General features: G+C 48.2%; 14 protein-coding genes. 2 read left to right on the forward strand and 12 right to left on the reverse strand.

The features are described from left to right. Positions 1-153: 153 nt before the first annotated feature. From CKQ84_RS16100 to CKQ84_RS16155, 12 genes are all read right to left on the reverse strand, one after another. Complete coding sequence (locus tag CKQ84_RS16100) at positions 154-1,317, reverse strand: PQQ-dependent sugar dehydrogenase (RefSeq protein ID WP_254053108.1); 1,164 nt, start codon at positions 1,315-1,317, stop codon at positions 154-156. Positions 1,318-1,533: 216 nt separating this feature from the next. After that, the gene (locus CKQ84_RS16105) at positions 1,534-2,292 is read right to left on the reverse strand and encodes a sulfite exporter TauE/SafE family protein (RefSeq protein ID WP_105252043.1); all 759 of its coding nucleotides are present in this window, start codon (positions 2,290-2,292) and stop codon (positions 1,534-1,536) included. Between the two features lie 191 nt (positions 2,293-2,483). Then, positions 2,484-2,801 (reverse strand): cytoplasmic protein, encoded by a 318-nt coding sequence (locus CKQ84_RS16110; RefSeq protein ID WP_105253088.1) that lies wholly within the window; start codon positions 2,799-2,801, stop codon positions 2,484-2,486. Between the two features lie 38 nt (positions 2,802-2,839). Continuing rightward, positions 2,840-3,442: a DJ-1/PfpI family protein gene (locus tag CKQ84_RS16115; protein ID WP_105252044.1), complete on the reverse strand. Its 603-nt coding sequence runs from the start codon at positions 3,440-3,442 to the stop codon at positions 2,840-2,842. Between the two features lie 363 nt (positions 3,443-3,805). After that, positions 3,806-4,462, reverse strand: a complete 657-nt coding sequence (locus tag CKQ84_RS16120) for a CoA transferase subunit B (protein ID WP_105252045.1) — start codon at positions 4,460-4,462, stop codon at positions 3,806-3,808. A 128-nt stretch (positions 4,463-4,590) separates the two neighbouring features. Next, entirely contained in the window at positions 4,591-5,295 is a 705-nt protein-coding gene (locus tag CKQ84_RS16125; RefSeq protein ID WP_105252046.1) for a CoA transferase subunit A, read from the reverse strand. A gap of 84 nt (positions 5,296-5,379) precedes the next feature. Next, the gene (locus CKQ84_RS16130; RefSeq protein ID WP_105252047.1) at positions 5,380-6,303 is read right to left on the reverse strand and encodes a hydroxymethylglutaryl-CoA lyase; all 924 of its coding nucleotides are present in this window, start codon (positions 6,301-6,303) and stop codon (positions 5,380-5,382) included. A gap of 1 nt (position 6,304) precedes the next feature. Then, positions 6,305-8,347, reverse strand: a complete 2,043-nt coding sequence (locus CKQ84_RS16135) for an acetyl/propionyl/methylcrotonyl-CoA carboxylase subunit alpha (RefSeq protein WP_105252048.1) — start codon at positions 8,345-8,347, stop codon at positions 6,305-6,307. Beyond that, the gene (locus CKQ84_RS16140) at positions 8,347-9,228 is read right to left on the reverse strand and encodes an enoyl-CoA hydratase-related protein (RefSeq protein WP_105252049.1); all 882 of its coding nucleotides are present in this window, start codon (positions 9,226-9,228) and stop codon (positions 8,347-8,349) included. Before CKQ84_RS16140 ends, CKQ84_RS16135 begins: the two co-directional genes overlap by 1 nt. A gap of 49 nt (positions 9,229-9,277) precedes the next feature. Further along, the gene (locus tag CKQ84_RS16145; RefSeq protein ID WP_105252050.1) at positions 9,278-10,885 is read right to left on the reverse strand and encodes a carboxyl transferase domain-containing protein; all 1,608 of its coding nucleotides are present in this window, start codon (positions 10,883-10,885) and stop codon (positions 9,278-9,280) included. A gap of 116 nt (positions 10,886-11,001) precedes the next feature. Next, positions 11,002-12,171: an isovaleryl-CoA dehydrogenase gene (locus tag CKQ84_RS16150; protein ID WP_105252051.1), complete on the reverse strand. Its 1,170-nt coding sequence runs from the start codon at positions 12,169-12,171 to the stop codon at positions 11,002-11,004. Positions 12,172-12,311: 140 nt separating this feature from the next. Next, entirely contained in the window at positions 12,312-12,719 is a 408-nt protein-coding gene (locus tag CKQ84_RS16155) for a MerR family DNA-binding transcriptional regulator (protein WP_006082318.1), read from the reverse strand. A 291-nt stretch (positions 12,720-13,010) separates the two neighbouring features. On the opposite strand from CKQ84_RS16155, the gene CKQ84_RS16160 reads away from it, so the two are divergent. Next, entirely contained in the window at positions 13,011-14,969 is a 1,959-nt protein-coding gene (locus CKQ84_RS16160) for a propionyl-CoA synthetase (protein ID WP_105252052.1), read from the forward strand. A gap of 297 nt (positions 14,970-15,266) precedes the next feature. Then, a complete protein-coding gene (gene sugE / locus CKQ84_RS16165) occupies positions 15,267-15,581 on the forward strand; it encodes a quaternary ammonium compound efflux SMR transporter SugE (RefSeq protein WP_011789592.1) in 315 nt (104 codons plus the stop codon). The last annotated feature ends 426 nt before the right edge of the window (positions 15,582-16,007 follow it).

Raw genomic sequence — 16,007 nt, forward strand, 5'->3', positions numbered from 1 at the left:
GGCATGAATTAATAAGTGCCACGCCAACGACAAAGAGTGTTCCTGATGAACACTCTTTGTCGTTTTAAGGCTTAAATTCTCTATCGATTGAGTTTATTGCTGTGGTTAACATGGTTTAGTTAAAGCACTGTGATAAAAGTGCAGTGATTAAGATTACTGCGGCGATAACTGGTAAATTTTTGATTTAGCTTCATCGGTTACGAGATAAATCAGTCCATCTGGCCCTTGCACGACTGAGCGCAATCTTTGCCCTAATTCAGTTTTCAGTAGCCGCTCTTCTTTAATAATCTTGTCGCCATCAAGTACTAAACGCACCAGTGTTTTTTCCTTTAGGCTGGCGAGTAACAGATTGTTTTGCCACTGTGGAAATTTGTCACCTGTGTAAAACATAAAGCCTGCGGTGGCAATCGAGGGCACCCATTTGTAGACGGGTTGCTCCATTCCCGCCTTATGGGTGCCTTCGCCAATTTTGCCGCCGCCATAATTCTCACCATAGGTAATCACTGGCCAGCCATAGTTTTTAGCCGCTTGATCGATATTGAGTTCATCGCCGCCCTGGGGGCCATGCTCGCCCGTCCACAATACTTTGCTGACGGGATTAATCGCCGCGCCCTGCATATTGCGATGACCAATAGACCAGATCTCGGGTAAGGCGCCAGCCGTATTGACGAAGGGGTTATCCTTAGGCACTGAGCCATCGGCATGAATACGCACGACTTTGCCCAGATGATTGTCCAATGTTTGTGCGCTATCTTTTTCGCTATAGCGATCGCCGAGTGTGATAAACAGTGTGCCATCAGGCGCCCATACTAAACGAGATCCAAAATGGTGGCCGCTGTTGATTTTGGGTTGTTGACTAAAAACGCGGGTGAGATTTTCAAGCTTGTTACCATTGAGCGTGGCAAAATCGACCGCTGTGCTATTGAGCTCGCTTGCATCACCTTCAGCGGGTTCTGAATAACTGAAATAGATTTTTTTGCTGCTGGTAAAATCTGGCGCAAGCACGACATCAAGTAAACCACCTTGACCTTTGGCATACATAGGCGGTAAACCCGTTAAGGGTTCACCCACTTTGCCTGCGGTGCTGACAATGCGCATTCTGCCAGCACGTTCAGTCACGAGCATACTGCCGTTGGGTAAGAATGCCATACTCCAGACATTCTCTAACCCTTGGGCTATGGTTTTTACCTGAATATTACCCGTTTCCGTTTTGACGCTAATGGTCGCAGCGCTAGCGGTTTCGGTGTAAATAGCCGGTGAGCATGCAATAAGACACAGGGCAAGATTTAAGGTGCTTAGCTTCAAGGTCTTTGGCATTAATTTACTCAGTCTCAAGGTCCTCAGCTTCAAGGTTAGTTTCATCGCTATCCTTAATCACAGTGTTCTCCTATAGGATGGATCAGAGTAACAAGTCAGTCACATAAGGGCAATTTATCCGGTGAGACCTTGTATCGAAAACTCGCCTGTCCAGCTTTTATGAGTTTAAGCTTCACAAATCAAAAGCCTAACGTATGAAAACTAACGCATGAAAAACTAGCGCATGAAAAAGCCTAAAGCCATCGCTAAACCGACGATCACAATAAAGCCGCGTAGCAAGGGCTGTGAAATACGGTAGGCCAGCGCCGCCCCCACATAACCACCGACAATCGCCATAACGGCAAGCAGTAACAGATATTGCCCATCAATAACATTGCCCGCGGCATAAACCACAACTGCGATGGCGGTGAGCAGGGCTGAAATCAGATTTTTAAGTCCGTTCATCCCATGTAGATTGGTTTGCCCCATCAGGCCAAAGCTTGCGAGTAGTATGATGCCTAAGCCACCATTAAAATAACCGCCATAGATACACACAGCCGACAGCATTATCAGTGCCGTTATCGGACTTAACATTGGCGTAGAGGTGTTTTCGCCTTGCTCAGCGATTCTTCGTTTGAGTAACCAAGGGCCAACAATAAAGGCCGCGGTGGCCAGTAGAATCAGCCAAGGGATCAGCTTTGCGAAGACTTGCTCGCTGGTGGTCAGCAAAATACCCGCGCCAATACTGCCGCCAATTAAAGCAATTAAGATCAGATTTTTAAGGCTAAGACTCGCCGGATATTCGATATCCTTTCTAAAACGCCATGCACTGGCGATATAACCAGGCAGCAGCGCGGCTGTCCCCGTGGCATTCGCCGCAATCGGTGGAACCCCGACAAACACTAACGCTAATAGGGTAATAAAACTGCCTCCACCGGCAACTGCATTGAGCATGCCGCCTAAAAAGCCCGCGAGTGCAATAATAAGCCAGTCCATAGATACCGCTCCTTTGGACAATGAGAGAGTTAAACAGAGCGCTAAAAATGTGTCTGTTATTATGAGTCAATCTAAGCACTCACCCTAACATGATGATTTCGATATTGAAAGTCGCGTAATGATTCGTTACATATCGCCATTCGTGAAGGTGAAAATATAGGATGAGTGAGCAGGCTTTTATTTGCTTAGTGCTAGGGGACTTGGTCCCAAATACCAGACATAAAAATAACCGCTGCTATGGCTTCACTTTGCTCGGTAAAAACATCTTCTCCCCAACAGTTTTGCCCACGTTCTTGGTAGTAAACATGAAAGGTACTGAGCATAGGTGTTCGAATGCAATACCAACCATCGAAGGTATTCTTAGCAAAATTGACCCAATACTGCGCATCAGCAGTTTGGATTTGCTGAATGAGTAATTCATTTTGCGATAGCAAAGCCACAAGTTCATTATGGGTGGTTATTTGATGCTCGGCTTTTATAGCCTCGAGAAGATTTTTAAGTTTTATCATGGGATCTTTTTCATTCATCGAGAGTATCTACATCACTTTTAACGAATGGCCGCGGAGATGGAGGATTGGATTAATGCTTCAAAAATATCTGTTTGCCCGGCAGGAATAAGCTGCCTGTGAATTTCGCGGCGTTTCGCACTGTCGAATAAACGCTCTGCGACCCAGCCGGTTAAATAGAGTGAGGACAAGCATCCACCCGCAGTGGCAATATTGCCATTGATAACAAGAGCAGAGTCTTCCACATTGACGCCCATGGCAACTAGGGCAGGTTTTGCATCGGGGTGAGTCGTTGCTGAAAGATTGTCGAGTAGCCCTAATTTGGCAAAGAAGAATGACCCAGCGCAGATACTGCCAAGCAATTGTCGTGTGGGATCTAATTTAAGGGCGGACATAAACTCAGTATCAGCAAGTGCCGCAGGTACGCCTTTGTAACCACTGCTGAATAATACCACGTCGGCATCAGCGACTTCGGCCACATGACCATCGGTTGCAACCGTCATCCCCAAGCTTGATATGTGGCTAGGTTTGGTCCCGAGTACTTTTACTGTCCAATCGGTTTTTGTACGGCCGAGAATATCGCGCATTAAGAAGAAATCGATATCGGTAAATTCATCAAATATCACAATCGCAATCTGGTACATAAGCTTTCCTCTGGCTTTGTGCGGATAGTTTTTAGGTGTTATTTTGGCATTGTTTAATATATACAATTAGTTAGTGTTTTATAGGCCTTAAGGTATTCGTTCCGCATCCTTATCACGAACTGCAATGAGCTATAGCCTACAATTTGGCGCGTATTATCGCTTTTTCAAGAGGTCATTTGCTCAAATCTAATGAGTTAATCAGGTAATTCATACTAATGAATGAGTTGTGCAATTGACTAGGATTAGTTCTCAAGTCGCAGCGCTAACTAATTGCTAGATAAACAAAAAGCTCAGAATTATCTTCTGAGCTTTAATGTATAAAACTTGAGCAGTGATGTTAAGAAGCAAAGCTAAACTGAACGCTTAAAACACCATTTCTGGTACATGCTCTGGCACGATTAACTTGCCGGCGGTTTTGCTGACGATTTCTTCGACGCTGACACCTGGTGCGCGCTCGAGTAAATGGAATGCGCCATCTTTGATTTCGATAAAGGCTAAATCTGTGACGACACGTTTAATGCAGCCGTAACCTGTTAGCGGCAATTCGCACACGGGTAGCAGTTTAGAATTGCCGTATTTATCGGCGTGCATCATAGTCACGATAATGTTTTCGGCGCCCGCGACTAAATCCATCGCGCCGCCCATGCCTTTGATGAGTTTGCCGGGGATCATCCATGAGGCGATAGAGCCATTGACATCGACTTCAAAGGCGCCGAGTACGGTTAAATCCACATGGCCGCCACGGATCATGGCAAAGCTCTCGGCTGAAGAAAAAAACGACGCGCCTTTGACTGCGGTAACGGTTTGTTTACCCGCGTTGATTAAATCCGGGTCGATGGTGTCTTCGGTCGGGAATTCACCCATGCCGAGTAGGCCGTTTTCTGATTGCAACATGACTTCCATTCCTTCGGGAATGTAGTTGGCCACCAGTGTTGGAATGCCAATGCCGAGGTTGACGTAGTAGCCATCTTTTAATTCTTTGGCGACGCGTTGAGCCAGTTGTTCTCTTGATAATGCCATGATATCTATCCTTTCTATTTGGCTTTGACGCTTTGGCCTTTACTCTTAGGATTTTACCCTTAGTTTTTTACTTTAGGGAGCTAAGTGCCAATTGCGTTAACTGTGTTTCAAGGTTTTGCCAGCGCCTTTTATTTCGCGGCTTTTACCGTTCGCTGCTCGATACGTTTCTCGAACGTGCCTTGAATAACGCGGTCAACATAGATGCCCGGCGTGTGGATATGATCTGGATCTAGCTCGCCCGGCTCAACAATAAACTCGGCTTCAACCACAGTGATTTTGCCCGCGGTCGCCATCATAGGGTTAAAGTTGGCGGCGGTTTTACGGAACACCAAATTACCCATGGTATCGGCTTTCCATGCACGCACTAAGGCAAAATCTGCGGTCAGCGATTCTTCTAACACGTAATGGCGACCTTTGATTTCGCGGGTTTCTTTACCATCAGCGACTGGCGTGCCGTAGCCTGTAGCGGTGAAAAATGCCGGAATACCTGCGCCGCCTGCGCGGATCTTTTCCGCCAGCGTGCCTTGGGGCGTTAAAATCACGTTCAGTTCGCCAGAGAGCATTTGCTGTTCAAAGGTGGCATTTTCACCCACGTAAGAGGCGATCATAGTGGCGATTTGGCGATGTTTTAACAGTAAGCCAAGGCCGAAATCGTCAACGCCCGCGTTGTTTGATATCGCCGTTAAGCCGTTAACGCCCATCTTAACCATTTGATTGATTAAGCCTTCTGGAATGCCGCATAGGCCAAAGCCGCCGACCATAATGGTCATGTCGTCCGATAAGCCTGCTAACGCTTCTTCATAGCTGCTGACGACTTTATTGAGTCCTGCCATTGTGATGTCCTTTTATGCTGTATAAAACGCGCGGGAAATAACGCGCGTTTTTAATAACGGTTGTTGTCGTTAATTGTTTTTGTTCTATTTTGCTAACAGGGCTGTGGCTACTTTCGAGCCGTTGTTGCGATTCAACTGCGTGCTGATAGCTTGCCCTGCTAACGCGAGTTTTTGTAAATCGATACCCGTTTCGAATCCCATGCCGTGCAGCATATACACTAAGTCTTCGGTGGCAAGATTGCCCGATGCGCCTTTGGCATAGGGGCAACCACCAAGACCCGCAACCGAGGAGTCAAACACCCGCACACCTAAGTCTAAGCAGGCCAAAATGTTAGCGAGTGCTTGGCCATAGGTGTCGTGAAAGTGTAGCGCCAGTTTATCCATAGGCACACGTTCAGCCACAGTTTGCAGCATTCTACGGGCTTTTTGCGGCGTGCCGATACCGATAGTGTCACCGAGCGATATTTCGTAACAGCCCATTTTGTAAAGGATTTCAGACACGCGGGCCACTTCACTGACCGCTATCTCACCTTCATAGGGGCAACCTAGCACGCAGGACACATAGCCGCGCACCGGAATATTGTGTGCTTTTGCTAATTCCATCAAAGGGATAAAGCGTTCAATCGACTCTTCTATCGAGCAGTTGATATTGCGCTGACTAAAGCTTTGTGAGGCGGCGCCAAATATTGCCACCTCACTCGCTTTTGCATCCAGTGCCAGTTCAAAGCCTTTAACGTTGGGTGTGAGCGCGCTATACACCACACCGCTTTGACGCTGTATTTGCTTGAGCACATCGGCAGAATCGGCCATTTGTGGCACCCATTTAGGTGATACAAAACTGCCCGCTTCGATACGCTTAAGCCCCGCACCTGCCAGCGATTCAATCAAGGCGATTTTAGCTGCCGTCGACACTGCGACTTCGTTTTGCAGGCCGTCGCGTGCGCCCATCTCGAAGATGCTGACCGTGTCTTTGGCGTTCGCTGCTTGGCTTAGATTGGCTAACGACATCTTAGGCTTCCTTGATCGCGGTTGGCTCGTCTGTCTCTAACGGCTCAACGTTAAGCAAGGTTGCGCCATCGGTCACCAGCTCGCCCGCCTTAAAGTAGAACTCAGTGACTATGCCATCAAAGGGGGCTTCGATGGTGTATTCCATCTTCATGGCTTCCATCACTAGCAAACCTTGGCCCGATTTCACTTGTGTGCCGACATCGACTAAATGGGTCACTACCGTACCGTTCATGGGCGCTTTTAACTTGTCAGCATTGCTGGCTTGTTCTTCGACCACGAGTGTTTGCACTGCTTTAAAGTGGTAACTGCCAGAGGATAAAAACAGCGTAAAGTCATCACCTTGGACGCTAACGGGCACTTTACTCTTATGGCCGTTGATTTCGGCGAGCAGTAAATCTTGTTTCAGCTCGCCATTGAGTAACCAATCTTGACCGTGCAGCGGTAGCTGATACATGCCGCCTAAATCGAGCATCACTAACTGCTGCAATTCATGGGCATCATCGAGCAGGGCAATATTGTGCTGACTGCAACTGTTGAGTCTAAAGCCGCTCACTTGACCCCAAGGAGAGTAAGGATCGGCGCTGTTGACAGCTTGCGCTTTGGCGGCTTCTTTACGGGCAAGCACTTGATACAGCGCGGCAAAGGCAAGCGCAGTGTCAGCTTCGCTTGAAGCTGTGCCAATTAAGGTGTCGCCATAACGGCCAATAAAGTCAGTGCTAAAGTCGGCATTGGCAAACGCTGGGTGTTCGGCAATGTTCGCCAAAAACTCAATGTTGTGCTTAAGACCGCTGATTTGATACGACTCTAACGCATGCACTAAACGTTGCAGGGCGCGCGGGCGCGATTCATCCCAGACAATAAGCTTGGCAATCATAGGATCGTAGAAGTTACTGATCACATCGTTTTCGCGAATGCCCGAATCGATACGCACGTATTTACTTTGCTCGGGTTCACGTAAAAAGTTGAGCTTACCGCTGGCGGGTAAAAACTCATTCTGTGGATCTTCGGCATAAATACGCACTTCAAAGGAATGGCCGTGGATCCGCACTTCATCTTGCTTAAGGGGCAATGGCTGACCACTGGCGACCATCAATTGCCATTTCACTAAATCTTGGCCTGTGACCATCTCAGTCACTGGATGCTCAACCTGCAGACGGGTGTTCATCTCCATAAAATAGAAGCTATTGTCTGTGTCGAGCAGAAACTCTACAGTCCCCGCGCCAACATAATCGATAGCTTTGGCTGCGGCGACGGCTGCTTCACCCATTTGGGCACGCAGTGCATCGCTTAAACCGGGCGCAGGTGCTTCTTCGACCACTTTTTGGTGGCGACGTTGAATCGAACAATCGCGATCCGATAAGTAAATCGCGTTGCCAAAGGTGTCGGCAAACACTTGCACTTCGACGTGGCGCGGCTGGCGTAAATAACGCTCCATCAATAACTTATCGTTACCAAAAGAAGAGGCCGCTTCACGGCGCGCCGAGTTAACGGCTTCCATGATTTCGCCTTCATTCTCGACGATACGCATGCCTTTACCGCCGCCGCCATAAGCCGCTTTAATCAGCATAGGGAAGCCGATTTTCAGTGCCTCAGCTTTTAAGGTCGCATCGGTTTGGTCATCGCCGTGATAACCCGGCACTAAGGGCACGTTTGCCGCAGTCATAATAGATTTAGCGGCGCTTTTGCTGCCCATGGCATCGATAGCATCACTGCCTGGGCCAACAAAGGTGATGCCAGCGGCTTCACATTTACGGGCAAAGTCGGCATTTTCAGACAAGAAACCATAACCTGGGTGAATCGCTTGTGCGCCCGCTTTTTTGGCGATGTCGATAATCAAATCACCCTTTAAATAGGAGTCTGCCGGTGCGCTGCCGCCTAAATAGAAGGATTCGTCGGCCATGGCGACATGGCGCGCTTCTTTATCGGCATCGGAATATAGGGCAACGGTGCGAACGCCCATGGCATGGGCCGTTTTGATGATGCGACAGGCGATTTCACCGCGGTTAGCAATCAATAGTTTGGTAAACATGTGCTTGGTCAACATCAAAGGGCTCCTTGGGTATCACTTGGCTTTTGCATTGGCGTTGGAGAGGGCGCGGAGTGCGCTTGTTGCCAGTTAGGCTGACGTTTCTCAAAAAAGGCGTTTAAGCCCTCTTGGCCCTCGGTCGATACCCGAATGCGGGCGATACGCTCGCTAGTGTAATCAATGGTTTTTTGGTCTATCACGCCGTCTTCAAGATGCGACAGCAGTGTTTTGACCCATGCCATGCCTTGCGGGCTATTGGCTAGCAGAGCATCAATCATCGGCTTTGCGGCGGCGTCTAAGTCATCGCTGATCTCATGAATGACATTAAGCTTTAATGCGGTTTCTGCACTAAAACGCTCGGCGGTCAGCATGTAGCGGCGCGATGCACGGTTACCCATAGCGCGGGCAACATAAGGGCTAATTACCGCTGGAATTAATCCGAGTTTCACTTCGCTTAAGCAAAAGCTGGCGCGCGTCGTGGCGATAGCGATATCGCAGGCGCAAATCAACCCCAGTGCGCCGCCAAAGGCTGCACCTTGCACAAGTGCAATGGTGGGCTTAGGAAAAGTATCAAGATCCTGCATCAGTTTTGCTAAGGCTTTGGCATCATTTAGATTTTGCTCAAAGTCCATTTTGGCTTGCTTGCGCATCCAATTGAGATCGGCGCCGGCGCTGAAGTTTTTGCCGTTCGCTTTGAGTACCAGCATTTGGCATTGCTTGTGCTCAGCAAAATAGCTAAGGACGCTAATCATCTCGCTAATCATTACTTCATCGAAGGCATTGTGCACATCGCTGCGATCTAAAATAAGCTCTGCAACGCCGTTATTGAGCGCATGGCTCACGTGCTGTAAGTTGCTTAAATCCTTTTTGCCGCTAGCGCTTTTTAATGTGTCTGTCATTATTCTTTCCCCTATCTTCTTGTGTGACATATGTTTTTCACATGTGTCTTTACATACGGAACACACCAAAGCGGGTGTCTTCGATAGGAGCATTTAATGCTGCCGATAGGGCAAGGCCGACCACATCGCGGGTTTGCGCTGGGTCGATAATGCCGTCATCCCATAAACGGGCGCTGGCATGATACGGATGACCTTCTTTATCGTACTGGGCGACAATTGGCGCTTTAAAGGCTTTTTCATCCTCAAGCGACCATTCTTCACCTTTACGGGCTAAACCGTCGCGACGCACTGTGGCGAGAACGCCTGCGGCTTGCTCTCCGCCCATCACAGAAATACGGGCATTAGGCCACATCCACATCATGGTCGGTTCAAACGCGCGGCCACACATGCCGTAGTTACCCGCGCCGTAGCTGCCGCCGATAATCACAGTAAATTTAGGCACATTGGCGCAAGAGACTGCGGTCACCATCTTGGCGCCGTGTTTGGCTATGCCTTCGTGTTCGTACTTTTTACCCACCATAAAGCCGGTGATATTTTGTAGGAACAGCAGCGGAATTTTGCGCTGGCAGCACAGTTCAATAAAGTGCGCGCCTTTTTGCGCCGACTCAGAGAACAGAATGCCGTTGTTGGCGACAATGCCGACGGGGTAGCCGTGAATACGGGCAAAACCGCATACTAAGGTTGCGCCATAGTTGGCTTTAAACTCATCAAAATCAGAATCATCGACGATACGGGCGATCACTTCTTTAACATCAAAGGGCTTTTTCAAGTCGGTGCCGACAATGCCGTACAGTTCGCTAATGTCGAACTTCGGTGGTTTGACAGGACTTAAGAGTGATTTGATTTCTTTTTGATGATTCAGGCGTGATACCGCGCGGCGGGCAAGCTCTAACGCGTGCTCATCGTTTTGGGCTAAATGATCCGCTACGCCGGAAATTTTAGTATGCACTTCGGCGCCGCCTAACTCTTCGGCGCTGACTTCTTCACCTGTGGCCGCTTTGACTAATGGTGGGCCTGCTAAGAAGATAGTGCCTTGATCTTTTACGATAATCGATTCATCCGCCATAGCCGGCACATAGGCGCCGCCTGCAGTACATAAGCCCATCACCACTGCAATTTGCGGTATGCCTTTAGCGGACATTTGCGCTTGATTGTAAAAGATGCGGCCGAAATGGTCGCGGTCGGGGAAGACTTCATCCTGGCGGGGCAGGTTAGCGCCGCCTGAGTCGACTAAATAGATACAAGGCAAGTGACAACGGCTGGCAATATCTTGGGCGCGTAGGTGTTTTTTAACGGTAATCGGGTAGTAAGTGCCGCCTTTAACTGTTGCGTCGTTGGCGATGATCATGCACTCAACACCGCTCACACGGCCGATACCTGCGATAATGCCCGCTGCGGGCACTTCTTCGTCATAGACTTCAAACGCCGCAAATTGCGATAGCTCTAAAAAGGGTGAGCCTGCATCAAGCAGCTTTTCAACACGTTGACGTGGCAGCAATTTACCGCGGGATAAATGGCGCTCTAGCGCCACAGGGCCGCCACCGAGTTCGATTTTATTGAGTTTAGTTTTAAGATCGGCCACTAGGGCGGCCATATCGTCGGATTTTGCTTTAAATTCATCGCTACGGGCGTTGATACGACTGCTTAATTGCGTCACTTTGATTGTCCTTATAAAGCGGAAACTCGGTATCACCTTGCTCGAATGGGTGGCGCAAACTGTAAGTTACAGTGAGGTGCTACCCATTCACTTGTGAGAGATTATTTAAACTCGCGTTATTTCGACTCATTGAACAGTTCGCGGCCAATCAGCATGCGGCGAATTTCTGAGGTGCCGGCGCCGATTTCATACAGCTTGGCATCACGCAGTAAGCGGCCTGTGGCGTATTCGTTGACATAGCCATTGCCGCCTAGCAGTTGAATTGCATCCAGTGCCATTTTGGTGGCGAGTTCTGCGCTATAAAGAATGGCGCCTGCAGCATCTTTACGGGTGGTTTCACCGCGATCGCAGGATTTTGCCACGTTATAGACATAGGATTTGGCGGCATTCATGCCTGTGTACATGTCGGCTAACTTGCCTTGCACTAGTTGGAATTCACCAATCGATTTACCAAATTGCTCACGCTCGTGGATGTAAGGCACAACGATGTCCATACAGGCATTCATGATCCCCAGCGGGCCGCCAGACAGTACGACGCGCTCGTAATCTAGGCCGCTCATCAGCACTTTTACGCCGTTATTGAGTCCGCCTAAAATGTTTTCTTCTGGTACTTCTACATCTTCAAACACCAGTTCGCAGGTGTTAGAGCCGCGCATGCCGAGTTTGTCGAGCTTTTGCGCTTGGCTAAAACCTTTCGAATCACGTTCAACGATAAAGGCGGTAATACCGTGTGCGCCTTTGGTTAAGTCGGTTTTCGCGTAAATGACATAGGTGTGTGCATCTGGACCGTTAGTGATCCACATTTTGTTGCCGTTTAAGATGAATCGGTCGCCTTCTTTACGGGCATGCAGCTTCATCGAAACCACGTCAGAACCCGCGTTTGGCTCACTCATGGCCAGCGCGCCAATATGCTCACCGCTCACCAGTTTTTGCAGGTACTTGGCTTTTTGCGCGGCATTACCGTTACGGTTGATTTGATTGACACACAGGTTTGAGTGGGCGCCATAACTTAGGCCGATAGAAGCTGATGCACGGGAGATTTCTTCCATTGCAACGACGTGGGCTAGGTAGCCCATGTTCGCGCCGCCGAACTCTTCGGGTACAGTTACTCCGAGCAGTCCCATTCCTCCAAGCACAGGCCAAAGTTCATTGGGAAAGGCATTGTCGTGATCCACTTTCGCGGCAATTGGGGCGATTTCATTCGCGGCAAAATCCTGCACTGCATCGCGCAGCATATCGACGTCTTCGCCTAGGCCAAAATTTAGACTTGTGTAGAGAGAGTTCATTGCTTGTGTCCTTTCAGATGTTCTAATTTCAGATTGTTATAGTTTTTATGATTTTTAGGTGCTTGAGTCTTTTAAATCTTGTACTTAAATCCGTAGTCGTTATCGTCATCAAATTGATTTGATTTTGTGTCAACGGGGATTTAGGCTTTTGCCGTTTTGTTATCTTCTAAGGCTAAACGGCACTGCTGCTCGGCGGAATTGAGTTCCATTAATACGACTTTGATGTCGTCCATTTGCTGTTGTAGTGCGGACTTCTTTTCTTCCACTAGCGCTAGCATGGTATTGAGCTGTGAGGTGCTACTCTTGTCGGCATCGTATAATTCGAACAAGCGACGGGTTTCTGCCAAAGAAAAGCCCAAGCGTTTACCGCGAAGAATGAGCTTGAGACGCACCCTGTCTTTGAGGCTATAAATACGGGTTTGGCCGCGGCGTTTAGGTTTAAGCAAACCTTGGTCTTCGTAAAAACGAATACTACGAGTAGTGATATCAAACTCTTTTGAGAGATCACTGATCGAGTAAGTCGTTTGTGGTGTGTTCGTTGCGCTCATTCATGCACCCTAAATAATCAGTTTTAAGCAAGATATATGAAGTTTACGTAAAGGTAAAGATTTTGGCTTTTATTCTGTTGGCAAAAAAGTGTCAATCCCAATTGCCATAAGCCTGTGCCGTGAGATTAAAACGTGTGCTTTAAATTAGTGTTCTCACATAAAACCACAAATATCTTCTGGTTATAGGCTAACGTCTAATAGTGGGCTTTAGACCTCCTTGCTAATAATAGAAGCAGGAAGGGGTAGTTATTGCGGCTGACGATGTGAGTCGCAGTCCTGATTGGAGGACATATGTTGACCGAACAGCAAAATGCATCTGTAGCGCAAGCCACAAATCAAAAACAGAACCAACAAAAACATCAAGCGTTGCACCAAGCATCCTTGCTTAATAAAGCCGAATTCTGGGGAGAAGCGGCGAAGACGCTCGATTGGATTAAGCCGGCGCAAACTGTGCTCGATGAATCGCAGGCACCGTTTTATCACTGGTTCGCCGATGGTGAGATGAACACTTGTTATAACGCCGTTGACCGCCATGTGTTGGCTGGACGCGGTGACCAAGTGGCTATCCAGTATGTGAGTCCTGTTACTGATACTGAATACGGCATTAGCTACGGGGAGTTACAGGCTCAAGTGAGCCGACTCGCGGGCTTTATGCAATCTATTGGTATAGGGAAGGGCGACCGTGTTGTGATTTATATGCCTATGGTGCCCGAAACCGCCTTCGCTATGTTGGCTTGCGCCCGCATAGGCGCGATTCATTCGGTAGTTTTTGGTGGCTTTGCCGCCAATGAACTCGCGACTCGGATCAATGATGCTAAGCCTAAATTGGTCTTGTCGGCATCTTGCGGTATCGAACCCTCAGGTGTCATTCCTTATAAACCTCTGTTAGATAAAGCGTTAGCGCAGTCAGTGCATCAGGTTGATCACTGCCTAATTTTGAATCGTAGCCAGTATCAGGCCGATTTACTTGAGGGTCGTGACTTAGATTGGCAAGCCGCATTAGCAACTGCACCTAAGGCCGATTGTGTCGCCCTCAAGGCTACCGATCCCTTGTATGTGCTTTATACCTCAGGCACCACGGGTCAGCCTAAAGGTGTGGTACGCGATAATGGTGGCCATGCCGTGGCTCTGGCTTGGTCGATGCAGCATATTTACGATATTCAAGCGGGTGATGTGTTTTGGGCTGCGTCCGATGTGGGCTGGGTTGTGGGTCATTCTTACATTGTGTATGGGCCACTGCTGGTGGGCGCCACCACCTTAATGTATGAAGGCAAACCTGTGGGAACGCCAGATCCCGGCGCATTTTGGCGCACGATTGCCAAATATAAGGTCAAAAGCTTCTTCACCGCGCCGACGGCCATTCGCGCAATCAAGCGTGAAGATCCTGACGGTGAATATCTACAAGGTGTTGATTTAAATTGTCTTAAAAATGTGTTTTTGGCGGGGGAACGTTGCGATCCCGATACCTTAGTTTGGGCACACACTAAACTCGCTAAACCTGTTATTGATCACTGGTGGCAAACCGAAACGGGCTGGCCTGTCGCAGCAAATTTGATGGGCACAGCGCCGGTTACCATTAAACCAGGTTCGCCAGCTTTACCTGTGCCGGGTTATGCGGTTGAAGTGCTGGACGAATTAGGTGAGCAAGTTGCGGCCAATACTTCGGGTAATGTAGTGATTAAATTGCCTCTACCGCCGGGGACATTGACGACACTGTGGCAAAATGATCAACGCTATCAAGATAGTTACTTGTCTATGTATCCGGGTTACTACTTAACTGGCGATGCGGGTTATACCGATGAAGACGGCTATCTCTACATTATGAGTCGTATCGATGACATCATAAACGTAGCGGGGCACAGGTTATCGACGGGACGCTTCGAAGAAGTGTTATGTCAACACCCTGATGTGGCCGAAGCCGCGGTAATTGGGGTAGATGATGCGCTTAAGGGCCAAGTTCCCCTCGGATTAGTGGTACTCAAGAAAGGCGTGACGATCAGTGATGAAGAGCTGCATAAACAGTTAATAACCTTGGTACGCCAAGAGATTGGTCCCGTCGCCTCCTTTAGGTTAGTGAGTGCGATTCAAAAATTACCTAAAACGCGCTCAGGTAAAATTTTACGCGGTACTATGCGAAAAATTGCTGATAATCAGCAATATACCGCGCCAGCGACCATAGAAGATCCACAGACCTTAGAGCTAGTGCGCACCGCGCTCACTCGCATGGGTTATGCCGATGCCTTAGTGTAAGAAATAGAGCGTAAAGGCTTTTATAGAAAGAGTGTAAAGGTCTTATAGAGAGTTGAAATATTAAGGCGATAGTAAACTGACCAAGCTTGCTATCGCCTTTTTGCGCATGGCATTTCTTATTTCGGTAAAATCAAAGATTGAAATTTTCACCTCAAATTTGCTAGTCTTGCATTCTCACCATGTACAGTTATCACGCACAGCTATATCACCTACAGTTTTACTGTAATCAAATGGCTTAGGGACGACCCTAAATACGCCTAATCTAACATGGGGACGACCCCTTTATGGGAGTTCACTATGAGTTGGTTCTTATTAGTTCTTGCGGGTTTATTTGAAATTGGTTGGGCTATAGGGCTTAAATATACCGACGGTTTTACGCGTTTGTGGCCAAGTATCTTTACAGTAGCGTCGATGGCAGTGAGTGTGTTGCTACTAGGACTCGCGGTTAAGCATTTGCCTATTGGTACGGCTTACGGCGTGTGGGTCGGCATTGGTGCTATGGGTACGGCGATTGCGGGAATTATCCTCTTAGGAGAAGGCGTTAGCTTACTTAAAATCGCCAGTTTGATATTGATATTACTGGGTGTTTTAGGGCTTAAACTTGCCCATTAATTGACGGTTCTACTAGGGCGTGTTGACGTTTCGAGATTAAATTTTGTTCGCTCTGGCAAGCTCGTGATCACGAAACGAGGAGTGACGTGTAGTTATTCTACTCAAATGACGAGTGACAAAGAGCAAGAGCTTGCCAGACGAACCCTTCGGGCAGCGTTTGGCTAGCGTTTCTGCTGCGTTATCGCCCGTTTATGTAGAATAACTACACTGCACGGGCTTTGCCTTGCATAAAAGTCAGCCAACTCGCTGCAAAAACAACCCTGAAACGTCAACACGCCCTAGATAAAATGAGACCTAAACGATTGGTACTTTCGGCACAATCGAAATTGCCAATCGTATGTCTCTGGTAATTAAGTTACAAAGATCGGTATAATTACCCCTCAAAATTGGTTAGCTCTAACCTCTGTGACCCGTGGGAATAATATA

Source organism: Shewanella sp. WE21 (assembly GCF_002966515.1).
In the GTDB taxonomy this organism is placed as follows: domain Bacteria; phylum Pseudomonadota; class Gammaproteobacteria; order Enterobacterales; family Shewanellaceae; genus Shewanella; species Shewanella oncorhynchi.

Excerpts from the sequence above, each read along its gene's own strand:
- CKQ84_RS16100 (WP_254053108.1), bottom strand. The coding sequence starts at position 1,317 with ATGCCAAAGACCTTGAAGCTAAGCACCTTAAATCTTGCCCTGTGTCTT.
- CKQ84_RS16105 (WP_105252043.1), bottom strand. The coding sequence starts at position 2,292 with ATGGACTGGCTTATTATTGCACTCGCGGGCTTTTTAGGCGGCATGCTC.
- CKQ84_RS16110 (WP_105253088.1), bottom strand. The coding sequence starts at position 2,801 with ATGATAAAACTTAAAAATCTTCTCGAGGCTATAAAAGCCGAGCATCAA.
- CKQ84_RS16115 (WP_105252044.1), bottom strand. The coding sequence starts at position 3,442 with ATGTACCAGATTGCGATTGTGATATTTGATGAATTTACCGATATCGAT.
- CKQ84_RS16120 (WP_105252045.1), bottom strand. The coding sequence starts at position 4,462 with ATGGCATTATCAAGAGAACAACTGGCTCAACGCGTCGCCAAAGAATTA.
- CKQ84_RS16125 (WP_105252046.1), bottom strand. The coding sequence starts at position 5,295 with ATGGCAGGACTCAATAAAGTCGTCAGCAGCTATGAAGAAGCGTTAGCA.
- CKQ84_RS16130 (WP_105252047.1), bottom strand. The coding sequence starts at position 6,303 with ATGTCGTTAGCCAATCTAAGCCAAGCAGCGAACGCCAAAGACACGGTC.
- CKQ84_RS16135 (WP_105252048.1), bottom strand. The coding sequence starts at position 8,347 with ATGTTGACCAAGCACATGTTTACCAAACTATTGATTGCTAACCGCGGT.
- CKQ84_RS16140 (WP_105252049.1), bottom strand. The coding sequence starts at position 9,228 with ATGACAGACACATTAAAAAGCGCTAGCGGCAAAAAGGATTTAAGCAAC.
- CKQ84_RS16150 (WP_105252051.1), bottom strand. The coding sequence starts at position 12,171 with ATGAACTCTCTCTACACAAGTCTAAATTTTGGCCTAGGCGAAGACGTC.
- CKQ84_RS16155 (WP_006082318.1), bottom strand. The coding sequence starts at position 12,719 with ATGAGCGCAACGAACACACCACAAACGACTTACTCGATCAGTGATCTC.
- CKQ84_RS16160 (WP_105252052.1), top strand. The coding sequence starts at position 13,011 with ATGTTGACCGAACAGCAAAATGCATCTGTAGCGCAAGCCACAAATCAA.
- sugE (WP_011789592.1), top strand. The coding sequence starts at position 15,267 with ATGAGTTGGTTCTTATTAGTTCTTGCGGGTTTATTTGAAATTGGTTGG.